Raw genomic sequence first — 19,152 nt, forward strand, 5'->3', positions numbered from 1 at the left:
GTTTCGTGACGGTGCCACCGAGGCAGGGGCACGGTGAGGGGCCCGGCAGGCGCGGTTTTGAACCCGGCAGAAGCCACAGTGAGGGGGAGCGGTGAAACTCGATCTGTGGCTGCTGCTCGGCTCCCTCGTGCTCATCACGGCCATCGTCGCCGTACGCGTGGCGCATCGCACCGGACTGCCCAGCCTGCTCCTCTACCTCGCGCTCGGGCTGCTGCTCGGGGAGGCCGGGTTCGGCATCCGCTTCGACGATCCGGCGCTCGCCGAGACGCTGGGCCTGGCCGCGCTCATCCTGATCCTCGCCGAGGGCGGCCTGACCACCCGATGGGCGGACGTACGTGAGGGCGTGCCGGCGGCTCTCTCGCTGGCCATCGCCGGTACGGCGGTCAGCATCGCGGTGGTCGCCGCCGCCGCGCACTGGCTGATCGGCGCCGAGTGGCGCAACGCCGTGCTGCTGGGCGCGGTGCTGGCGCCGACCGACGCCGCGGCCGTGTTCTCGGTGCTGCGGAGGCTGCCGCTGCCCTCACGGCTGTCCGGCGTTCTGGAGGCCGAGTCCGGCTTCAACGACGCGCCAGTGATCATCCTGGTCCTCGCGCTGACCGCCCGGCACGTCCCCAGCACTCTCACGATGGCCGGTGAGCTGGTGGCCGAGCTGATCATCGGCGGTGTGATCGGGCTGGTCGTGGGATGGATCGGCGCGTTCGCGCTGCGGCGCCTGGCGCTGCCGGCCTCGGGCCTGTACCCGCTCGCGGTGCTGTCCCTGGTGATCGGCGCGTACGGCGAGACCTCCCTGATCCACGGCAGCGGGTTCCTCGCGGTGTACGTCGCGGCGCTCGTGCTGGCCAACAGCCCGCTGCCGCACCGCCCGGCGACCCGTGGATTCGCCGAAGGGCTGGCGTGGCTCGCTCAGATCGGGCTGTTCATCATGCTCGGCCTGCTGGCCTCGCCGTCCGAGCTGCCGGCACAGATCTGGCCGGCGCTGGTGTGCGGGTTCGCGCTGGTCCTGGTGGCGCGGCCGCTGTCGGTGCTGCTGTCGACACCGTTCCTCGGGCTCGCCTGGCGGGAGAAGGCCTTCCTGTCGTGGGCGGGGCTGCGCGGGGCGGTGCCGATCGTGCTCGCCACGGTGGCGATGACGGCCGGCGTGAGCGGGGCGGACGAGCTGTTCGCCCAGGTGTTCATCATCGTGGTGGTGTTCACGCTGCTCCAGGGGCCGACGCTGCCCTGGCTCGCCCGCGCGCTCGGCGTCGCCGTCTCCGAGGCGAGCCGCGAGATCGACGTCGAGGCCGCGCCGCTGGAGGAACTGCACGCGGACCTGCTGACCATCCGCATCCCGCCGGAGTCCCGGCTCGACGGGGTGGAGATCTTCGAGCTGCGGATGCCGGCCGGCGCGTCGATCACCCTCGTCGTACGGGACGGCAAGAGCTTCGTACCCGAGCCCAGCACTCGCCTGCAGGCGGGCGATGAGCTGCTGGTCGTCACGACGAGCGACGCCCGCGGCCCGGCCGAACGGCGCTTGCGCGCGATCAGCCGGCGCGGCAAGCTGGCCGGTTGGTACGGCGAGCGAGGGGATGCGTGAGCCCTGGTCGGGAATGATCCGGCGCCCCGTACACTTAGCAGTCATCAGGTGAGAGTGCCAGGTTGCCCCACGTGGCCTGTGCAGCAAGGAGGATCTCGTGCCGACGTATCAGTACGCTTGCACGGAATGCGGTGAGCCGCTGGAGGTCGTGCAGAAGTTCACCGATGACGCGCTGACCGAGTGCCCCGCGTGCGGCGGGCGGCTTCGGAAGATCTTCTCGCCCGCCGCCATCGTGTTCCGTGGATCGGGTTTCTACCGCACCGACAGCCGTTCGGGCTCCGGTGGGACGAGCAGCACGTCCAAGGAGACCACCAAGAAGGACGACACGAAGGCCAAGAGCGAGACGAAGACCGAGACGAAGTCGGAATCCAAGTCGTCCGACTCGTCGTCTTCCTCATCCTCGAAGTCCAGCGGATCTTCGGAGAAGGTGGCCTGACCGGGCCCGGCGAGGCCGCCGGGCCCGCTCTGCCTTTCCCTTCAGCCGACCGACGTGCGCGCCCGCGGCTCGCTCTCACGCCGCGGGACGGTCGGTAGCCGGCCCGGCCACCAGAGGCCTGCGCCGATGTCGCAGGCCAGCGCCGGCACCAGCAGCGACCGTACGAGCAGGGTGTCGAGCAACACTCCGAAAGCCACCGCGAAGGCCATCTCCACCAGCCCGGTCAGGGGCAGGGTGGCGAGTGCCGCGAAGGTGGCGGCCAGCACCACGCCGGCCGAGGTGATCACACCGCCGGTGACGGTCAGGCCGCGCAGGACGCCCCGCCGGGTCCCCAGCCGCCGCGCCTCCTCGCGTACCCGGGTGAGCAGGAAGATGTTGTAATCCACCCCCAGGGCGACCAGGAAGATGAAGATCTCCAGTGGGAACCCGGAGTCGACGCCCTCGAAGCCGAACACATGGGTGAACACCAGTCCGCAGACGCCGAGTGACGCGGCGAAGGACAACACCACGGTGCCCATGAGGAGCAGCGGCGCCACGACCGCCCGCAGCAGCAGGACGAGGATCACGAAGACCACGCCGAGGACCAGCGGGATGATCACCTTGCCGTCGTGGACGGCGGCGCGCTGCGTGTCCACGTTGATCGCGGTGGTGCCGCCGACCCGGCCGCCGAGCGGGTGTACGGCGGCCCGGAGCCGGTCGACGGTGTCGCGCGCGGCCGGGCTGTCCGGCGGATCGGCGAGCGTCGCCTCGTACTGCGTGTAACCGCTCCCGGTGACGGGCTCGCCGATCTGGGCGACGCCCGGGGTGCCCGCGATCGCGTCGTGCAGTCCCGGCGAGGTCGGCGCGATCACCACGGCGGGGTTGCCGGTACCGGCGGCGAAGTGCCGGGCGATCGCCTGTTCGCCGACGACCGAGTCGGGGGTGCCGACGAACTGGCCGGCGCTGGAGACCGGCCCGACCTTCAGCGACGTCAGGCCGAGCGTCAGGACGCCCAGCAGGACCGCCGTGCCGATCCAGATGACGCGTTGCCGGTTGCCGACGAACCGGGCCACGGCGGCCCAGACTCCATGCTCGCCTTCGTCGTACGCGCGGTCGAACCGGGGCACGACGGGCCAGAAGACGCCGCGTGGCAGGGCCACCAGCAGGGCGGGCAGCAGGGTGGTCATGGCGGCCAGCGCGCAGACGATGCCGGCGGCGCCGACCGGGCCGAGGCCGCTGGTGGAGTTGAGCTCGGCGGCGAGCAGGCAGAGCAGGCCGATCGTGACGGTGGCGCCGCTGGCCAGGACGGCCGGTCCGGCACGGCGCAGGGCGAGCCGCATGGCCTCGTGCTTGTCCTCGTGGCGGTGGAGCTCCTCGCGATACCGGGCGATGATCAGTAGCGCGTAGTCGGTGCCGGCTCCGAAGACGAGGACGGCGAGGATGCCGGTGCTCTGCCCGCTGACGGTGAGGCCGGCCCGGGCGAGCAGGTACACCACGCCCTGCGACAGCGTGTACGCCGAGCCGGCGGCGATCAGCGGGACGACCCACAGGAACGGACTGCGGTAGGTCAGCAGCAGCATCAGCACGACCACCGCGAGCGTGACCAGGAGCAGGGTGCCGTCGATGCTGCCGAACACCTTGACCGCGTCGGACAGCCCGCCGGCGGGGCCGGTGACGCGGACGTCCAGCCCGGGCGGGGCGCGTTCCACGGTGTGGCGGATGGTGTCGACGGCCTTCAGCACGCCGTCCCCGTCGCCGGTTATCGGCACGAGGAGCTGCATCGCCCGGCCGTCCTTGGCCATGAGCGGTCCGGTGACGGGACCGATGCGGGCGAGCTGCGCGGCGGCCTGCCGGGCGTCCGCCTGGTCGGCCGGGGTGATGCCGCTGCGGCGCTCGTACGAGACGACGGCGAGCATCCCGTCTTCCTTGTGCACCTTGTCCTGGAGCTTGATGACCTGGGTGGCCTCGGCGCTGCCGGGCAGGTAGGCGTCGGCGTTGTTCTGGGTCACACCCTGGAGCCGGCCGCCGAGCGTGCCGCCGGCCATGAGCAGGACCAGCCACCCGACCAGGACCAGCCACTTCGTACGGCGGCTCGCCGGGAGCCGTACGAGTCTCCTGTTCATGTATCTTCCTCTCGTTTTGCGAGAAGATATTACGCGTTTGTCCGGCCAGTCAAGACATATCGCGTTTTCGGTTGTCCACAGGTGCGCAGGGGCCTCGCGCGGTGGTTCGGCGGGCCGCTAATGTCCCGCTCATGCATGCAGAGATCGGTGTGATCGGCGGCTCGGGTTTCTACTCCTTCCTCGACGACGTCGAGGAGGTCGAGGTCACCACGCCCTACGGCCCGCCCAGCGACCCCATCGCCATCGGCACGCTGCCGGGCGGAGGCGCGGGACGGCGGGTCGCCTTCCTGCCCCGGCACGGCCGCGACCACCGTTTCCCGCCCCACAAGATCCCCTACCGCGCCAATCTCTGGGCGCTGCGGTCCCTGGGCGTGCGGCAGGTGGTGGCGCCGAGCGCCGTCGGGTCCCTCACCACGGCGTACGGGCCCGGCACGCTCTGCGTCCCCGACCAGCTCATCGACCGCACCCATGGGCGCGCGCAGACCTACTACGAGGAGGGCGGCGCGATCCACGTGTCGTTCGCCGACCCCTACTGCCCGGCCGGCCGCCGCACGGCCGTCGAGGCGGCGACCGCGGCGGGCTGGCAGCCGGTCGACGGCGGCACGCTCGTGGTCGTCGAGGGGCCGCGCTTCTCGACCCGGGCCGAGTCCCAGTGGTTTGCGGGGCAGGGCTGGACGCTGGTCGGCATGACCGGGCACCCGGAGGCCGTGCTCGCCCGTGAGCTGGCGCTGTGCTACATCCCGGCGTGCCTGGTGACCGACCTGGACGCCGGCGTCGAAGAGGGCGCGGGGGTGACGCACGAGGAGGTGCTGAAGGTGTTCGCCGAAAACGTCGACCGCCTGCGCGGCCTGGTCACCGACATCGTCGCCGGCCTGCCGGCCGAGCGCGAATGTCTGTGCCCGCAGGCCCTCGACGGGCTCAAGCTTCCGTTCGACCTGCCATGAGGGCGGTGCTGAGCCGGCATCGCCGGCTGCTGGCCGCGGTGTTCGCCGCGGCCGCGGCCGCCCTGGGCCTGGCCGCCGCCCGGCCGCACGGCGGCGGCGTCCGCGTGTGGGTGGCCGCCCGCGACCTGCCCGCGGGCACCACGCTGGCCACCCGCGATGTGACCGCGAGGTCGTTACCGCGAGCCGCGGTCCCGTCCGGCCTGGTGCGCGTGGCGACGGGCCGGACCCTGTCCGGCCCCGTCCGCCGAGGCGAGCCCCTGACCGACGCCCGCCTGCGGTCAGGCGGCCTCCTGACGGCAGACGACCCGGCCGCCGTCGCCACCCCGATCCGCCTGGCCGACGCCGCCGTCGCCCGCCTGCTCCACCCGGGCGACCGCGTGGACGTACTGGCCGCCCGCCCCGACAGCCCCACCCCGGCCCGCACCGTGGCGTCCTCCGTGCCGATCCTGGCCGTCCCCAAACCGGCCCCGGCCTCGGACGAGGGCGCCCTGATCGTCGTCCGCACCGACCGCCCCCAAGCCGCCGCCCTGGCCAGAGCCTCCGTCGACTCCCGCCTATCCATCACCATCCTCAGCCAGTGACGCCCCGGCTGCTCGGCGGTGGATGGCGAGCGTGCGCGTGGCGGCGGCCAGTGCGAGGGGCACTGCGATGGCCAAAGCGATCCCCGGGACGCTGATCCCTGAGTCCTCTACCAGGAATCCGATCATCGACGTCGCGAAAGCACCGACCAGGCCCGCGCGGAGCGCGGGTGCTCGTCCGTAGGCCAGTTCGAGGGCCCCGGCGCGCCATCGAGTCGGACGGATGAGCGCCAGCCACAAGAACAGCAACGCGGCCACGGTCAAGACGGTCAGTTCCGGGGAGTGGCCGACGCTTCGCAGCATCGCTCCGGCCTTGCGGGTCACGACCGTGGCGGCCTGCCCGTTCACCACTTGGCCGGCGAACTCGCCGAGGTGGGTGCGATCTGCGGGAGGGCGCAAGTAGTCGATGAACGCCGAGGTCGCGATGACGACCACACCGGCGGCCAGGCATCCCGCGACGTGCGCGGGTGAGATCCGGCGGCCGGCGACGATCAGGGCGGTGAGAACGATGCCCGGGATGAAGGCGATGGTTCCGCCGAACTTGGCGCCCCAATCCGGCCATGCGGTGACCACCTCGGCGGCGGCACCGAGTACCAGGACGACGATCACGGCTTCACGGCGATGACCGCGGGTGACCAGCAGGTGGGCGAGGCCGGCGGCGGTGAGCAGAACCGCGGTGGCGTAGGCGGCGAAGGCGATGTTCGCGAATCCGTAGAAGCGCCCCGCGATGATCGGGTTGTATCCGGTCACGCTGTCCCACTGCAGCCGTGCGCCGGTCATCACGTCGGCGGCGAACGTGACCATGGTCAGGGCGGCGATGATCGTGCCGGGTGCGATGACGTCGCGCCGCCACCGGCCTGCCAGCGCCGCTGTGACGAGGAGGATGTCGAAGCCGGCGACGCCGGCGAACATCGTGGTGACCGGATGAGGGAAACGTGACCACGGCAGCAGGTTCACCAGGTAGGTCGCCAGCGGCCCGGCCGCCCCGCACAACGCGACCGTCCGGGTCGCCGTCAGGACGCGGCGCCGTCGTCCGCCTTGCCAGTTACGCCGCAGCGCGAGCGCACCTGCCGCGTACAGGAGCAGTTGCCCGGCCATGAACGCGATCCAGAACGGTGTCATGGTGTGCCGGCTGATCTCGGCGGCGCGGTTGGCGTCGCCGAACGAGTCCGCCGCCGCGGCCACCGTGACCGGCTTGCCCTCCGGATGCCAGGCTCTGCCGACGACGGCCGCCGGAGCCGGGACGCCGGCGGCCGACAGCGCGCCGGCGGTCAGATCGGTCAGGGTCACCAGACCCTGTCGCCGGGTCGAAGCAGAGGTCAGATACCGCGGGCGAAGGCCCGGGGCCGCCATGAGGACGTGCAGTGAGTTCCGCCGGGTGGTGTCGGACACGCCCGCGACCACGACTTTCGCCGAGGCCGGAAGCGCGGTGAGCACACTGCCGATACGGCGGTCGGCCTGCCGCACGGCGGCTGCCCGCCGCGTTCGGCTGATGGTCGCCGATCCGGCCCGGGGATAGACGCGCTGGATGTCATCGACATCCACCACGGCCAGCCTGACCGAAGCCCATCTGGTCGGGGGAACGGCCTCCGGCACCGGGGAGTAGAAGTCGACTCGTCCCCGGACGTCGGCTGCGGCGAACGCCGCCCCCGGCCCGGCCGCCATCGTCAGCCCGCCCGACCGGTGGATCGCCGTGCCCAGCGAACCGACCCGTGCGGCGTACTTTCCGCGCAGGTTCCGGGCACGAATCTGGGCGAAGCCGGGCACGATCGCCCCGGACCCGCGCGGGGACGGCGGCGCGGGCAGGTCGCACACCGCCGGCTCGCTGCCGTTCAACGATGCCCGTTGACCCGCGGAGACCGTCAGCCAGCCGTCCACCGGGCAGGTGACCCCCGACACGGTGTATGTGGACAGGTTCGCCAGTCCCGCGCGTCCGGCCAGGCGCCACAGATTCGGGGCGTCCCGCGGGCCGAGATCGTCCCACCGCAGGCCGGGCACGCCCACGACCACCACCGGCCCGCCCGTGTTCTCCCTCGCGGTGGCGTGCGCCGTCCCGAACCCCGGCGCACTCCCGAGCAGGGTGACGATGACCGCCAGGGAGACGAGCATCGACAGGCCGCGCCCCAGCCGAGATCCCGCCCCTGTGGTCGGCCACCGCGCGCCGGAACAGCTCAGCCGCATGCCCGCGAGCCTCTCACAGCGGACCGACCGACGCGGACGCCGCACGCGGTGACGGTCATCGCCCACGACCCGCCCGGGCGTTCCCGGATCCGTGATCCACCGACCGATGCCCCGGCCGACCCGATCAACGGTGCAACTCGATCTCGCAGGGACGAGTCGCGGGTCGGTGGTCAGGCGCCTTCGCAGGTGGTCCCGGTGGCGGTCGGGGCGGGTTGAAAACGGGTTGCCGCTGCCGTCCTCGTGCGTTCAGGCTGGCGGGCATGCGTGCTGCCGAGTTCGCCTCATCGCAAGCGTTGCGCGGCAGGGTCGCGCTCGTCACCGGGGTCAGCCGCCGGGCCGGGATCGGGTTCGCGGTCGCGCGGCGGCTGGCCGGGCTCGGGGCCGGGGTCTTCCTCCACCATCATGTTCCGCATGACGCCGAGCAGCCCTGGGGCGCCGACCCCGGCGGCATCGAGGCGGTGGTCGACGGTGTCCGCGAGGTCCTCGCCGAAGACGCCTCTCTTCACCATCTCGGCCTGGACCTCGGCGAGCCCGGCGCGCCCGAGCGTCTCGTCGACGCGGCCGTGGCGGCGTTCGGGCACCTCGACATCCTCGTCTGCAACCACGCGCGCAGCGGTGGCGACGGTCCGCTCGGCACGCTGGACGCGGCCATGCTCGACGCGCACTGGGCCGTGAACACCCGCTCCACCATCCTGCTCACCCAGGCGTTCGCCGCCCGGCACGACGGGCGGGCCGGCGGCCGGGTCATCCTCATGACCTCCGGGCAGAACCTCGGTCCGATGCGCGACGAGGTCGCGTACGCCAGTGCCAAGGGCGCCCTCGCCGCCATCACTCCGACGCTGGCCGACCACCTCGCCGACCAGGGGATCAACCTCAACGCGGTCAACCCCGGTCCGGTGGACACCGGCTACGCTCCCCCCGCCGCCCACGAGGAGGTACGCCGACGCTTCCCGGCCGGCCGCTGGGGAACGCCGGACGACCCCGCCCGCCTCATCGCCTGGCTCGCCACCGACGACGCCGCCTGGATCACCGGCCAGATCATCAACAGCGAAGGCGGCTTCCGCCGCTGAAGAGACTCGCGGCTGTGAGGGTCCCCCTCAACACGCCAGGCCCAGGTGAGGGTTCCCCTAATGGGAGGTGCCGGGTGAGTTTGTGGGACAGACTCGGTGCCTGGTAGCCGCTGGTGGGTGAGCACTCGGTGCCCCTGGACCGTTGTTGAGTCCTGGTGTGAGATCGTGCCCTCGCTGGTGGTCGGGAGCCGGACCGCTGATGGGGTGTCGTGCCCGCCGGTTGGCGTGAGCACTGGTCCATTAGGCCGCCGGTGGGCTCTCGCGGGCTGCTGATCTGGATCGATACCCCCGATGGAGCGGAGCGGCGATGTTGTTCGTCGGAGATGACTGGGCCGAAGATCACCATGATGTGGAGGTTCAGGACGGCTCGGGCCGGGCGCTGAGGAAGGCCCGGCTGCCCGAGGGTGTGGCGGGGGTGTCTGGTCTGCATGAACTCCTCGCGGCCCTCCTGCCCGATGACGGTGACCCCTCGCAGGTGGTGGTGTGTATCGAGACCGACCGGGGCCCGTGGGTACGGGCGCTGATCGCGGCCGGCTACCAGGTGTATGGGGTGAACCCCAAGGTCGCCGCCCGGCACCGGGAGATCGTGTCGGTCTCCGGCGCCAAGAGCGACAAGGCCGACGCGAGCTCCCTGGCCGACATGGCCCGGACCCGCCGTCACCAGCTCCGCCAGGTCGCCGCCGACTCCGGCATCGCCGAGGCGGTCAAGGTCTTGGCCCGTGCGCATCAGACGCTGATCTGGGAACGGACCCGGCACATGCTCCGGTTACGGGCCGCGCTGCGCGAGTACTTCCCGGCCGCACTGATGGCCTACAAAGACCTGGGGCTGACCGCCGCCGACACCCTGGAGCTGCTGGCGGCGGCCCCCACCCCACAGGCGGCCGCCGAACTCGGCCCACAGGCGATCACCGCAGCGCTCACCGGCCGCCGCCGTGACATCACGGCCAAGGCAAAGGCGATCCACGACGCGCTGAGCACCCCACACCTGGATCAAAGCCCCATCATCACCGCGGCCTACGCCGCGACGACACGGGCGACCGTGGCGGTCCTGCAGACCCTCACCAGCGAGATCAAGGCAATGGAAGAGCAGGTCGAGGCCTATTTTGGCCGGCACCCGGACGCTGAGATCTACCTATCCCAGCCTGGTCTGGGCCCCATCCTCAGCGCCCGGGTACTCGCAGAGTTCGGCGACGCCGACGGACGCTACGCAGACGCCAAGTCCCGCAAGAACTACGCCGGCACCAGCCCGATCACCCGCCAATCCGGCAAGTCCAAAACCGTCCACGCCCGCTTCGTCCACAACGACCGTCTCCTCGACGCCCTCCACATGCAGGCATCCTGCGCGATCTTGCACGACACCGGATGCCGCGCCTACTACGACGAGCTCCGCACACGCGGCACCAGCCACAACGCCGCCCTCCGCCAACTCGGCAACCGACTCGTCGGCATCCTGCACGGCTGCCTGAAGACCAGCACCCCCTACAACCCGGCCACCGCATGGGCACACCGAGTCCACCACAACACCGCCGCTTGACACCCCCAGCTCCAGGGGTGTCTCACACGAGCCGAGGGCCTCGCCGACGATCAGGTGTCGTCGGTGGACTCGGTGAACGGGAGCAGGACCTGAAAGCGGGTGTCGCCCGGTTCGGACCGTACTCGCAGGTCGCCGCGGTGTTTCTTGACCACGATGCGCCACGAGATGTCCAGGCCCAGCCCGGTCCCCTCGCCCACCGGCTTGGTCGTGAAGAACGGTTCGAAGATCCGCTGGCTGAGCTCCGGCGGCACGCCGGGGCCGTTGTCGCCGACCTCGACGAGCAGGTGGTCGTTCTCCCGTGCGGTGCGGACGGTCAGGCGGCCGTCGCCGTTCATCGCGGCGACCGCGTTGTCCACGAGGTTGGTCCAGACCTGGTTGAGCTCGCCGGCGTACGCGGGGATCTGCGGCAGGGACCGGTCGTAGTCCTTGACCACCTCGACGTGGCCGAGCTTGCCCGACAGCATGATCAGCGTCGAGTCGAGGCCGTCGTGCACGTCGATCCACTGGTACGGCGCGCGGTCCATCTGGGAGTACTGCTTGGCCGCCGCCAGCAGCGTGGAGATCCGCGTCGTGGCGTCCTCGATCTCGCCCATCAGCGACTCGGTCTCCACGGCGTACCCGAGCCAGCGCAGCGCGGCGTTCAGGAACTCCTCGCCCACCGCCGCATGGACCTCGTCCAGGCGCTCCACCGTGATCCCGGCCGGGACGAAGACCGCGGCCAGGTCCCAGCCGTCGGCGATGTCGTGGTCCTCGAACCAGTCGGACAGCTCGTCCTCCCGGTCGCTGGTCTGCATCGCGGTCAGCTTCGGCGCGTCGGCGACCTGCTTGACCAGCGTCTCCTGCACGTCGATGAGCTGTTCGAGGAGGTGCGGGTCGATGTCCTTACGGGCGAGCATCGCGAGTTTCTGCCGCATCCCCGCGACGCGTTCGCGCAGCGAGGACGTCGCGCGGACGGCCGCGGCGGCGGGGTTGTTCAGCTCGTGGGTCAGGCCGGCGGACAGCGCGCCGAGCGCGAGCAGGCGTTCGCGCTGGCCCACGACCGCGTCAGTGTTGCGCCGCCCGAGGAACATGCCCTCCAGCAGGTGCGCCGCCATCGGGAACCACTCGCCGAACTTCTCCCCGAACTCCGCGGCCGGCAGGGAGAAGAACGCCGTGTCGGTCAGCGCGTACACCGAGGCGGAGTAGCGCTGCTCGCCACGCTGCCCCATGAGGAACTGGGTGGCGCCGCAGTAGGACCCGCGCTGCTCGCTGCGGAGCATCTCCAGCTCGTCGCCGTGCACCACCCGCGTCATCCGCAGCGTGCCGGACAGCAGCACGTAGAAGCAGGTCGCGGGGTCGCCCTCGGTCAGGACCTTGGTGCCCTCCGCGTACTCCTCGACCTCGCCGTTCGCGCTCACCCAGGCGAGCTGGTCGTCCGTGAGCTTCTCGAAGAGGAAGAGCGTGCGGAGTTCGTCGGGGGAAAGCGTGCTCATCGCTCCTCCAGGTACCGGTGCACGAGAGTGACCGCCATCGCGCCTTCGCCGACCGCCGAGGCGACGCGTTTGACCGACTGCGAGCGTACGTCCCCGGCGACGAACACGCCCGGCACCGACGACTCCAGGTACAGCGGATCGCGGTCGAGGCTCCAGCCCGCCGGGCGCCGCCCCTCGGCGAGCAGGTCCGGTCCGGTACGGACGAAGCCGTGTTCGTCGCGCAGGATCGACTCGCCGAGCCAGTCGGTGTACGGGGCCGCGCCGATGAAGACGAACAGGTGCCCGCACGGCACCGTCTCGGTCTTGCCGCTCTCCCTCTCACAGAGCGTGATGGCCTCCAGGTGATCGTCACCGTGGGCCTCGACGACGCTCGTGCCGACGCGTACGTGCACGTTCTCGATGGCCCGGAGCTGCTCGATCAGGTAGTGGGACATCGACTGCTCCAGCGACGCCCCCCGTACGACCAGCGTGACGGACCGGGCGTGGCGGGAGAAGAACACGGCGGCCTGGCCGGCGGAGTTCGCCCCGCCGACGATGTAGACGTCCTCGCCGCCGCACGCCTGCGCCTCGGTGGACGCCGATCCGTAGTACACGCCGCGGCCGGTGAGGTCGCCGCAGCCGGACGCCTCCAGGGACCGGTACGCCACGCCGCTGGCCAGCACCACGGCGTGGGCCGCGATCTCGCTGCCGTCGCTGAACCTGATCACCCGGGCCGAGCCGCGCGCCTCCAGGCCCACCACGTCGCGGGCGGTGAGGATCTCGGCGCCGAACTTGCGCGCCTGCCGGCGGGCCCGCTCGGTGAGCTGGCTGCCGGACACGCCGTCGGGGAAGCCGAGGTAGTTCTCGATCCGGGAGCTCTGCCCGGCCTGTCCCCCGGTCGCCTGCCGCTCGACGAGCACGGTCCGCAGGCCCTCCGAGGCGCCGTACACCGCCGCGCCCAGGCCCGCGGGCCCGCCGCCGATGACGATCAGGTCGTAGAACTCGGCGGCCGGCTCGGTGGACAGGCCGACCACGGAGGCGATCTCCGCTCCGGTCGGCGAGCGCAGCACCTTGCCGTCCGGAGTGATCAGCACCGGGATGTCCTCGGGCCCGGCGCCGGCCGCCTCGAGCAGCCGGCATCCCTCCGGCTCGTCCACCGAGTACCAGCGGTACGGCACGGAGTTGCGCGCCAGAAAGTCACGCACCTCGTACGTCGGGGCTGACCAGCGATGCCCGATGACCTTGGTCTCCTCCACGGGCCGGTCGCCGACCGCGCGCCAGGTCTCCACCAGCGCGTCCACGACCGGATAGAGCTTCTCCTCCGGCGGGTCCCAGGGCTTGAGCAGGTAGTGGTCGACGTCCACGACGTTGATCGCCTGGATGGCGGCGTCGGTGTCGGCGTACGCGGTGAGCAGCGCGCGCCGCGCGTGCGGGAACAGGTCCATGGCCTGTTCGAGGAACGCGATGCCGTCCATCTGCGGCATGCGGTAGTCGGCGAGCATCGCCGCGACGGTGTCGCCGCGCAGCTTGATCTCGCGCAGCGCTTCGAGCGCGTCCTGCCCCGAGTCGGCGCGTACCACCCGGAAGTCCCGTCCGTACCGGCGTCTCAGGTCACGGGCCACCGCCCGGGACACCGACGGATCGTCATCCACGGTCAACAAGATCGGTATCCCCATAAACAGCGAGTATCCCAGGCGAGCGGCACCTGGACGAGAGCAGCCCGAGGTGTGGCACTGCCCGGATCGGTCGGCCGGCTCCGGCGCTGACCTGGTAACCCACCGGAGCGGAGGCACAACGGGGCGTTCCTCGCTACCCTGCTCGCGTGGATCGGCGACACAGGTGGGCATCGGCTCTGGTTCCGACCGTCATGGCGCGCCGTCTCTGGGCCCGGTTCGAGGTTCTGCCCTTCCGCTACGGCATGACGCTGCTGGCGGGCACGATCGCGGCGGCCGGCCTGCTCGTCGCGGGGCTGACCCTCGGCGGCGGGCCGCACGAGCACGCCGCCGAGCGCGCCCGGCCCGGCCGGAGCCCCGCGGAGGCGGCGCCGCCCGTACCGACCTGGGGCGCGTACGTCCCGCCCCGCCGGTCGGGGCCGACCCCCGTGCCCGCGCGACCCCTGGTGACCTCGGTGCCCTCCCGTCCCCCGGCCACCCACACGCCCTCCCGCTCGGCCCCGGCCACGGCCTGCCCGACGAGCCTGAGGAAATGGCCGTGGATCTGGGAGGTGTGCCGGCGCAAACCGAACGGATGACCCATGACCCGGCCGTCACAATGAGGCGTCTGACCACAGGGGCACCTGTAGTACGGTCGAGCAGCGTCAGTCAGTCGCCAGCCCCCGGAAGGATCCCCGTGCGAAGCCCTCGTCCGGTGGCGCTGATCGCGGCGATCTCGGTGTTCACGTCGTTGTGGGTGGCCGGTGCCTCGGACCGGTCCTCCGCCTCCCAGACACCCTCGCCGAACAGCGTCGAAGCTCTCCGCAAGCAGGCCGACCAGGCCAGTGCGGAGCTGGCCAAGGCGACCAAGACGTGGGAGAACCGCAGCAAGCAGCTGAAGTCCTCCGAGGAGAAGCTGAAGAAGACCCTGGCCGACCTCGGCGTCGCCGACGAGCAGCTCGACCAGATCCGCGAGCCCCTGGCGCGCCTGGCCGCGAGCACCTACAAGGATCCGGCGGCGCTCGGGATACCGGCACTGATCGGCGGCAAGGATCCCGACCAGGACCTCGCGGCGGCCTCCGACCTGACGATGTTGTCCAACGACCAGAAGACACTCATCGACAAGGCGAACCAGCTGCGCAAGCAGCATGAGCAGCTCGCCGCCACGGCCCAGGACCTGCAGTCGCGCAACGCGATCGAGCAGGCCCGGCTGCAGCAGGAGGTCAGTGGCCTGAAGTCGCGCGCCGCCGCGTTGACGGCGCAGCTGACCGCGGCGCTCAAGAAGCTGGACCCGAACACTCGGCTGCGGCTGACGTGCGACAAGAGCCTGGTCTCCGAGGCGCGCAAGTTCCCGAACGGACTGATCCCGGCGCGTTACCTGTGCAAGCTGCCGCAGCCGGGCCGGTCGCTACGCGCCGACGCGGCGCTGGCCTTCTACAACCTGAACGCCGCCTACAAGCGCCGGTTCGGTGTGCAGATGTGCCTGACGGACTCCTACCGCCCTCTCGCCGAACAGCAGCGGATCTACGCCGACCGGCCGGGCATGGCCGCGGTGCCCGGGCACAGCAACCACGGGTACGGCACGGCCGTGGACCTCTGCGGCGGCGTGCAGAGCCAGGGGTCGGCGCAGTTCAACTGGCTCCGGGCGAACTCCAGGAAGTACGAGTGGTTCCACCCCTCGTGGGCCTACAGCAGCCCGTTCGAGCCGTGGCACTGGGAGTACACGAAGGAGAACACCCAGGCCGGCAGCGACTGATCCCCGGGCACGCCTTTCCGCTCGGTACGTCCGAGGGCGCCGCACGGTGGGCCGGCAAGGTCTCACGAGGCGTTTTGCGACAGGCCCGAGGGCCCCGAGCAGGCGGCGGCACGGGGCCCTCGGACGTGTGGTGGCGGCTCCGTACGTCACGGGCCGCCAGGCGTCGGGTCAGCCGGTGACCGGGAGATCGCTGGGCACCGGGGTCGGCCGGGGAGCCTCGCCGGACGAACCGGCGCAGGTCGCGGACGAGATGGCGATCGTCTGGCTCTTGCCGAGCGCCTGCACCGCGAGTTCGAGCGCGGTGACCGTGAGGCTGCCGTCGGGGTTGTGGACCTGCTTGTTGACCGTGACCTGGACGGCGCCCAGGCCCTCGACCGGGACGGTGAGGCGGCTGTTCGGGGACATGCCGGCCTGGATGGCGCGCCCCGCCAGGCGTACGTCCACGAGGCGGGAGGAGCCGGCGCCGTCGTCGCACCGGGCCGAGATCAGCTTGGCGGACAGGACGGCCTTGGGGCTGATGGCGGCCTTGGCCACCTTGAGGTCGACCACGCTGGCCTCCGCGTGGCCAGGGACGGCGCGCGTACGGATGACGGACAGGTGGACCAGCGGGTTGCCGGGCACGGAGGCGACGCTGCGGGTGCTGGGGCGGGACGCGGAGGACACCACGGGCGTCCGCGGGATGTTCACCAGGCCGGCGGCGTAGATGCCGAAGGCCGAGGACGGTCTGCCGCCGCCGGTCGCGGAGGCCGCCGGCATGATGGCGACGGCAGCGGCCACGGGAGCCGCGACGGCGCCCGCGATCGCGCCGTACTTCAGGTGCTTACGCATTGTTGTCTCTCTCCTAATGGGGGTGATTGCTTCCAGGGAAAGCCGGAAGGGCGAGTCGAGAACATGTGACCGATTCGCGTCAGCTGGAGATCTGCACAGGCGTGCCGAGCGGAACCTTGGACAGTTGCCGCAGCGCGTCCGCCGGCACCCGTACGCAGCCGTGCGTGACGGCCTGCCCGAACACCGACTTTTGCGGCCAGCCGTGGAACGCCACGGTGCCCGGCCCTCCGCCGAAGGTGTCGAGCGAGTCGGAGTGCGCGCCGACCGGCAGGATCAGCGGGCTGTAGGTTGCCTTCGCCGGGGCGAGCGAGGCGAGGATGAACGTGCGCCCGGCGGGCGTCGGCGTCTTGGGCGCACCCACGGCGACGGTCCAGGTGCCGAGCGACTTGCCGGACTTGAGCAGAGTGAGCCGGCGCGCGGAGGTGTCGACCTTCACGTCGTACGGGCTGTGCGCCGTCTCCACCTTGCCGTTGCCGGAGGCGATCCAGCCGGCCGCGCCGTTGGGCCGGCTCGGCAGCAGCACGCGCTCCCAGCCGGGCTTGGTCTCGACGACGGGCACCCAGGTCGGGCCGCCCAACTCTTTGGCCGGCAGTATCGCGACCGGCGGGCCCCCGGGGGTCGCGGAGACGGGCAGCGCTTCGGTGGGGTGGACCACGGTGCCATCGGCCGACGCGAGGGCCCCGGTGTCCTTGGGGATGTTCTTGAGGGTCGTGAAAGTGGTCGCCTCCGGCAGCTTTCCGGCCGCCGCCGAACCCCCGGCGGCCGAGGGCGCGGAGTGACTCTTGTCCTTGCCTCCACAACCCGTCACGAGCGTCGCGATGGCAGCCGCGGCGAGCGCGCCCACCACCAGACTGCGCGAGCCCCCGACCGGCGAACACACCGAAACCGATCGCCTGAGGCGAGCCCGCGTGGAGCTAATGCGCACGAAAACTCCAAAGATCACGAGAATGGGAACTTGAGGGATGAGGGATCTTGCGAGCCCTTAATCTCGCAGGAGAGTCACATAACTACCACATGTAACGATGACCCGCAGGCGGAGTGACATAAGGGGTCGCGACCGGTGCAGGGGTACGTCTGACTTGCGGGTAAATGTCGTGCGCTCGGCGTTGAAAAGCCGCCAGGGGGCCGGGGTTACCTCTGTCTCAGGCGTCGGCGGCCCGTGCGGTGCGAGGCGGCCACAAGGCGTGGTCGAGCATGTGTGCCTCGAAGCCGGCGGACCCCGTCGGGCAGGGGCGCGATGGAGATCAGCGTCTTAGGTCTTCGGGATGGACCTCACCGCCACGCTCGACCTGTCGAAGCTGCCGATGGTCGAGCCCCGGCTGACCGGTGTGGTGGGGTTCGACGAGTTGCGGGTCATCGCCGCGACCACCGCACTCGCCGCCACCGAGGTGACGGCCCCGAACGGACCGCTGCCAATGGTCGACCCCCCGGCTAACCAGTGCGGCGGCGTTCGACCCGCTACGGACCACCGCCACGACCACCGCACTCGCCACCACCGAGATGACGGCCCCGAACGGACCGCTGCCAATGGTCGACCCCCCGGCTAACCAGTGCGGCGGCGTTCGACCCGCTACGGACCACCGCCACGACCACCGCACTCGCCACCACCGAGATGACGGCCCCGAACGGACCGCTACCGATGATCGACCCCCCGGCTAACCAGTGCGGCGGCGTTCGACCCGCTACGGACCACCGCCACGACCACCGCACTCGCCACCACCGAGATGACGGCCCCGAACGGACCGCTGCCAATGGTCGACCCCCCGGCTAACCAGTGCGGCGGCGTTCGACCCGCTACGGACCACCGCCACGACCACCGCACTCGCCACCACCGAGATGACGGCCCCGAACGGACCGCTACCGATGATCGACCCCCCGGCTAACCAGTGCGGCGGCGTTCGACCCGCTACGGATCACCGCCACGACCACCGCACTCGCCACCACCGAGATGACGGCCCCGAACGGGCTGCCGCCGCTGGATCTTGCCGTGGATCAGGCACGGCCCCGCGCCCTCCGCCTGGGCGGACTTCGCGTATCGGTGCTTCGAGTGCGCACGGCCGGGTCGACCCGGCCGGGTCGACCGTCCGTGATCGGACAGGGCCAGACGGTTGATTTCTCTGGGATGCCTATGGAAGATGAAAACCGTTCCCGAAAAGCGTGGCCGACCCGACAGGAGAATCCATGTCGTTGACCGTGTCCCCGCAACTCGTTCAGCAGGCCCAGCGTGGTGAGGTGGATGACGCCGCGTTCCTCGACTGCGTCCGAGACTCCCTGCCGTACGCCTGGAAGGTCGTCACCGGCCTGATCGACGAACTCCGGGTCGGTGAGGCCGACTTCACCGACAACCAGACCCCGCCCCCCGACGAGACCGCCCGCGGACAGCTCCTGCGGATGATGGCCAGCGACGCCATGCGCTCGGCGATCGAGCGGCACTTCGACGTACGCCTCGCGTTCCAGAACTGCCACCGCGTCGCCGCCTTCCGGCCGAGCGCCCGGCAGGCCTACGACGACTTCGTCACCGCACGCGAGCAGATCCTCAACCAGAAACCCGAACTCGTCGACTGCTGAGGAATCCCCTCTCTCTCCCGGGTGCCCGGACCGCCTCCACGGCGTCCGGGCACCACCATGCGCGGGCAAGCCATGCGTGCCCCAACCAGCTATGCCTGCCCCGACCAATCGAACCCCCTGGACACGGTCCATCCGCCAGAGGAGACGGCCACCGAGCCCCACGCCGTCGGCGCGTCTACACCGGCCGACGGGGTGCCGCGCGACCACCCACCAGAGACAAAGCCACCACCACACCGCCAACCCGGCACACGACACCACCACCAACGGCGGTGGCCCACCTTTGACGGGTGGTCGGTTGGGGTCGCGTCGGTCGGCGTAGGGCGTGCCGTTGGGATGGGTACGCCCTCGCCCCGGCGCAAGGTCACCGCCGAAGCCGCCCCGCAGCACACGTACGCCCACCGACCGAGCGCCGCGCGGCCACCCAACAGAGAAAGCCACCGCCGCACCATCGACCCGGCACACGAGACCACCGCCAAGAC

16 protein-coding genes are annotated in these 19,152 nt (G+C 71.2%); 10 read left to right on the forward strand and 6 right to left on the reverse strand.

Going from position 1 to position 19,152, the window contains the following annotated elements; genetic code table 11:
• The first annotated feature begins 91 nt into the window (after positions 1–91).
• Entirely contained in the window at positions 92–1,573 is a 1,482-nt protein-coding gene (locus tag OG417_RS44405) for a potassium/proton antiporter (protein ID WP_329242612.1), read from the forward strand.
• A 97-nt stretch (positions 1,574–1,670) separates the two neighbouring features.
• Positions 1,671–2,009 (forward strand): FmdB family zinc ribbon protein, encoded by a 339-nt coding sequence (locus tag OG417_RS44410; protein ID WP_329242615.1) that lies wholly within the window; start codon positions 1,671–1,673, stop codon positions 2,007–2,009.
• A 41-nt stretch (positions 2,010–2,050) separates the two neighbouring features.
• Here OG417_RS44410 and OG417_RS44415 read toward each other — a convergent pair whose 3' ends face one another.
• Positions 2,051–4,111 carry an MMPL family transporter gene (locus tag OG417_RS44415; protein WP_329242619.1) on the reverse strand — a complete coding sequence of 687 codons (2,061 nt, stop codon included), beginning with the start codon at positions 4,109–4,111 and terminating at the stop codon, positions 2,051–2,053.
• Positions 4,112–4,242: 131 nt separating this feature from the next.
• Between OG417_RS44415 and OG417_RS44420 the strand changes: the two genes are divergently transcribed.
• Both OG417_RS44420 and OG417_RS44425 read left to right on the forward strand, forming a co-directional pair.
• A complete protein-coding gene (locus OG417_RS44420) occupies positions 4,243–5,055 on the forward strand; it encodes an S-methyl-5'-thioadenosine phosphorylase (protein ID WP_329242621.1) in 813 nt (270 codons plus the stop codon).
• Entirely contained in the window at positions 5,052–5,636 is a 585-nt protein-coding gene (locus OG417_RS44425; RefSeq protein WP_329242624.1) for an RcpC/CpaB family pilus assembly protein, read from the forward strand. Before OG417_RS44420 ends, OG417_RS44425 begins: the two co-directional genes overlap by 4 nt.
• Here OG417_RS44425 and OG417_RS44430 read toward each other — a convergent pair.
• Complete coding sequence (locus tag OG417_RS44430; protein ID WP_329242627.1) at positions 5,610–7,814, reverse strand: hypothetical protein; 2,205 nt, start codon at positions 7,812–7,814, stop codon at positions 5,610–5,612. The genes OG417_RS44425 and OG417_RS44430 overlap by 27 nt on opposite strands.
• A gap of 260 nt (positions 7,815–8,074) precedes the next feature.
• On the opposite strand from OG417_RS44430, the gene OG417_RS44435 reads away from it, so the two are divergent.
• Positions 8,075–8,884: an SDR family oxidoreductase gene (locus OG417_RS44435; RefSeq protein ID WP_329242630.1), complete on the forward strand. Its 810-nt coding sequence runs from the start codon at positions 8,075–8,077 to the stop codon at positions 8,882–8,884.
• 307 nt (positions 8,885–9,191) lie between these two features.
• Entirely contained in the window at positions 9,192–10,418 is a 1,227-nt protein-coding gene (locus OG417_RS44440) for an IS110 family transposase (protein ID WP_329239396.1), read from the forward strand.
• Between the two features lie 50 nt (positions 10,419–10,468).
• Here the strand turns inward: OG417_RS44440 and OG417_RS44445 are convergent, their stop codons facing one another.
• Together OG417_RS44445 and OG417_RS44450 are read right to left on the reverse strand one after the other, a co-directional pair.
• Entirely contained in the window at positions 10,469–11,890 is a 1,422-nt protein-coding gene (locus OG417_RS44445; RefSeq protein ID WP_329242633.1) for an ATP-binding protein, read from the reverse strand.
• A complete protein-coding gene (locus OG417_RS44450; RefSeq protein ID WP_329242636.1) occupies positions 11,887–13,521 on the reverse strand; it encodes an FAD-dependent oxidoreductase in 1,635 nt (544 codons plus the stop codon). The genes OG417_RS44445 and OG417_RS44450 overlap by 4 nt, the downstream gene beginning before the upstream one ends.
• 170 nt (positions 13,522–13,691) lie before the next feature.
• Between OG417_RS44450 and OG417_RS44455 the strand changes: the two genes are divergently transcribed.
• Together OG417_RS44455 and OG417_RS44460 are read left to right on the forward strand one after the other, a co-directional pair.
• Positions 13,692–14,120 (forward strand): hypothetical protein, encoded by a 429-nt coding sequence (locus OG417_RS44455; protein ID WP_329242640.1) that lies wholly within the window; start codon positions 13,692–13,694, stop codon positions 14,118–14,120.
• Positions 14,121–14,218: 98 nt separating this feature from the next.
• Positions 14,219–15,277: a D-alanyl-D-alanine carboxypeptidase family protein gene (locus OG417_RS44460; RefSeq protein ID WP_329242643.1), complete on the forward strand. Its 1,059-nt coding sequence runs from the start codon at positions 14,219–14,221 to the stop codon at positions 15,275–15,277.
• Positions 15,278–15,445: 168 nt separating this feature from the next.
• Here the strand turns inward: OG417_RS44460 and OG417_RS44465 are convergent, their stop codons facing one another.
• Together OG417_RS44465 and OG417_RS44470 are read right to left on the reverse strand one after the other, a co-directional pair.
• Entirely contained in the window at positions 15,446–16,105 is a 660-nt protein-coding gene (locus OG417_RS44465; protein ID WP_329242645.1) for a choice-of-anchor P family protein, read from the reverse strand.
• Positions 16,106–16,184: 79 nt separating this feature from the next.
• Entirely contained in the window at positions 16,185–16,949 is a 765-nt protein-coding gene (locus OG417_RS44470; RefSeq protein WP_329242648.1) for a L,D-transpeptidase, read from the reverse strand.
• A gap of 421 nt (positions 16,950–17,370) precedes the next feature.
• Between OG417_RS44470 and OG417_RS44475 the strand changes: the two genes are divergently transcribed.
• Together OG417_RS44475 and OG417_RS44480 are read left to right on the forward strand one after the other, a co-directional pair.
• Complete coding sequence (locus tag OG417_RS44475; protein ID WP_329242651.1) at positions 17,371–17,652, forward strand: hypothetical protein; 282 nt, start codon at positions 17,371–17,373, stop codon at positions 17,650–17,652.
• A gap of 634 nt (positions 17,653–18,286) precedes the next feature.
• On the forward strand, positions 18,287–18,673 hold the full coding sequence (locus OG417_RS44480; RefSeq protein WP_329242654.1) for an SCO5389 family protein: 387 nt from the start codon (positions 18,287–18,289) through the stop codon (positions 18,671–18,673).
• Positions 18,674–19,152: the final 479 nt, after the last annotated feature.

The sequence above is a fragment of the Actinoallomurus sp. NBC_01490 genome, from assembly GCF_036227085.1.
In the GTDB taxonomy this organism is placed as follows: domain Bacteria; phylum Actinomycetota; class Actinomycetes; order Streptosporangiales; family Streptosporangiaceae; genus Actinoallomurus; species Actinoallomurus oryzae.

Excerpts from the sequence above, each read along its gene's own strand:
- OG417_RS44440 (WP_329239396.1), top strand. The coding sequence starts at position 9,192 with ATGTTGTTCGTCGGAGATGACTGGGCCGAAGATCACCATGATGTGGAG.
- OG417_RS44475 (WP_329242651.1), top strand. The coding sequence starts at position 17,371 with ATGGACCTCACCGCCACGCTCGACCTGTCGAAGCTGCCGATGGTCGAG.
- OG417_RS44425 (WP_329242624.1), top strand. The coding sequence starts at position 5,052 with ATGAGGGCGGTGCTGAGCCGGCATCGCCGGCTGCTGGCCGCGGTGTTC.
- OG417_RS44415 (WP_329242619.1), bottom strand. The coding sequence starts at position 4,111 with ATGAACAGGAGACTCGTACGGCTCCCGGCGAGCCGCCGTACGAAGTGG.
- OG417_RS44465 (WP_329242645.1), bottom strand. The coding sequence starts at position 16,105 with ATGCGTAAGCACCTGAAGTACGGCGCGATCGCGGGCGCCGTCGCGGCT.
- OG417_RS44420 (WP_329242621.1), top strand. The coding sequence starts at position 4,243 with ATGCATGCAGAGATCGGTGTGATCGGCGGCTCGGGTTTCTACTCCTTC.
- OG417_RS44435 (WP_329242630.1), top strand. The coding sequence starts at position 8,075 with ATGCGTGCTGCCGAGTTCGCCTCATCGCAAGCGTTGCGCGGCAGGGTC.
- OG417_RS44445 (WP_329242633.1), bottom strand. The coding sequence starts at position 11,890 with ATGAGCACGCTTTCCCCCGACGAACTCCGCACGCTCTTCCTCTTCGAG.
- OG417_RS44430 (WP_329242627.1), bottom strand. The coding sequence starts at position 7,814 with ATGCGGCTGAGCTGTTCCGGCGCGCGGTGGCCGACCACAGGGGCGGGA.
- OG417_RS44480 (WP_329242654.1), top strand. The coding sequence starts at position 18,287 with ATGTCGTTGACCGTGTCCCCGCAACTCGTTCAGCAGGCCCAGCGTGGT.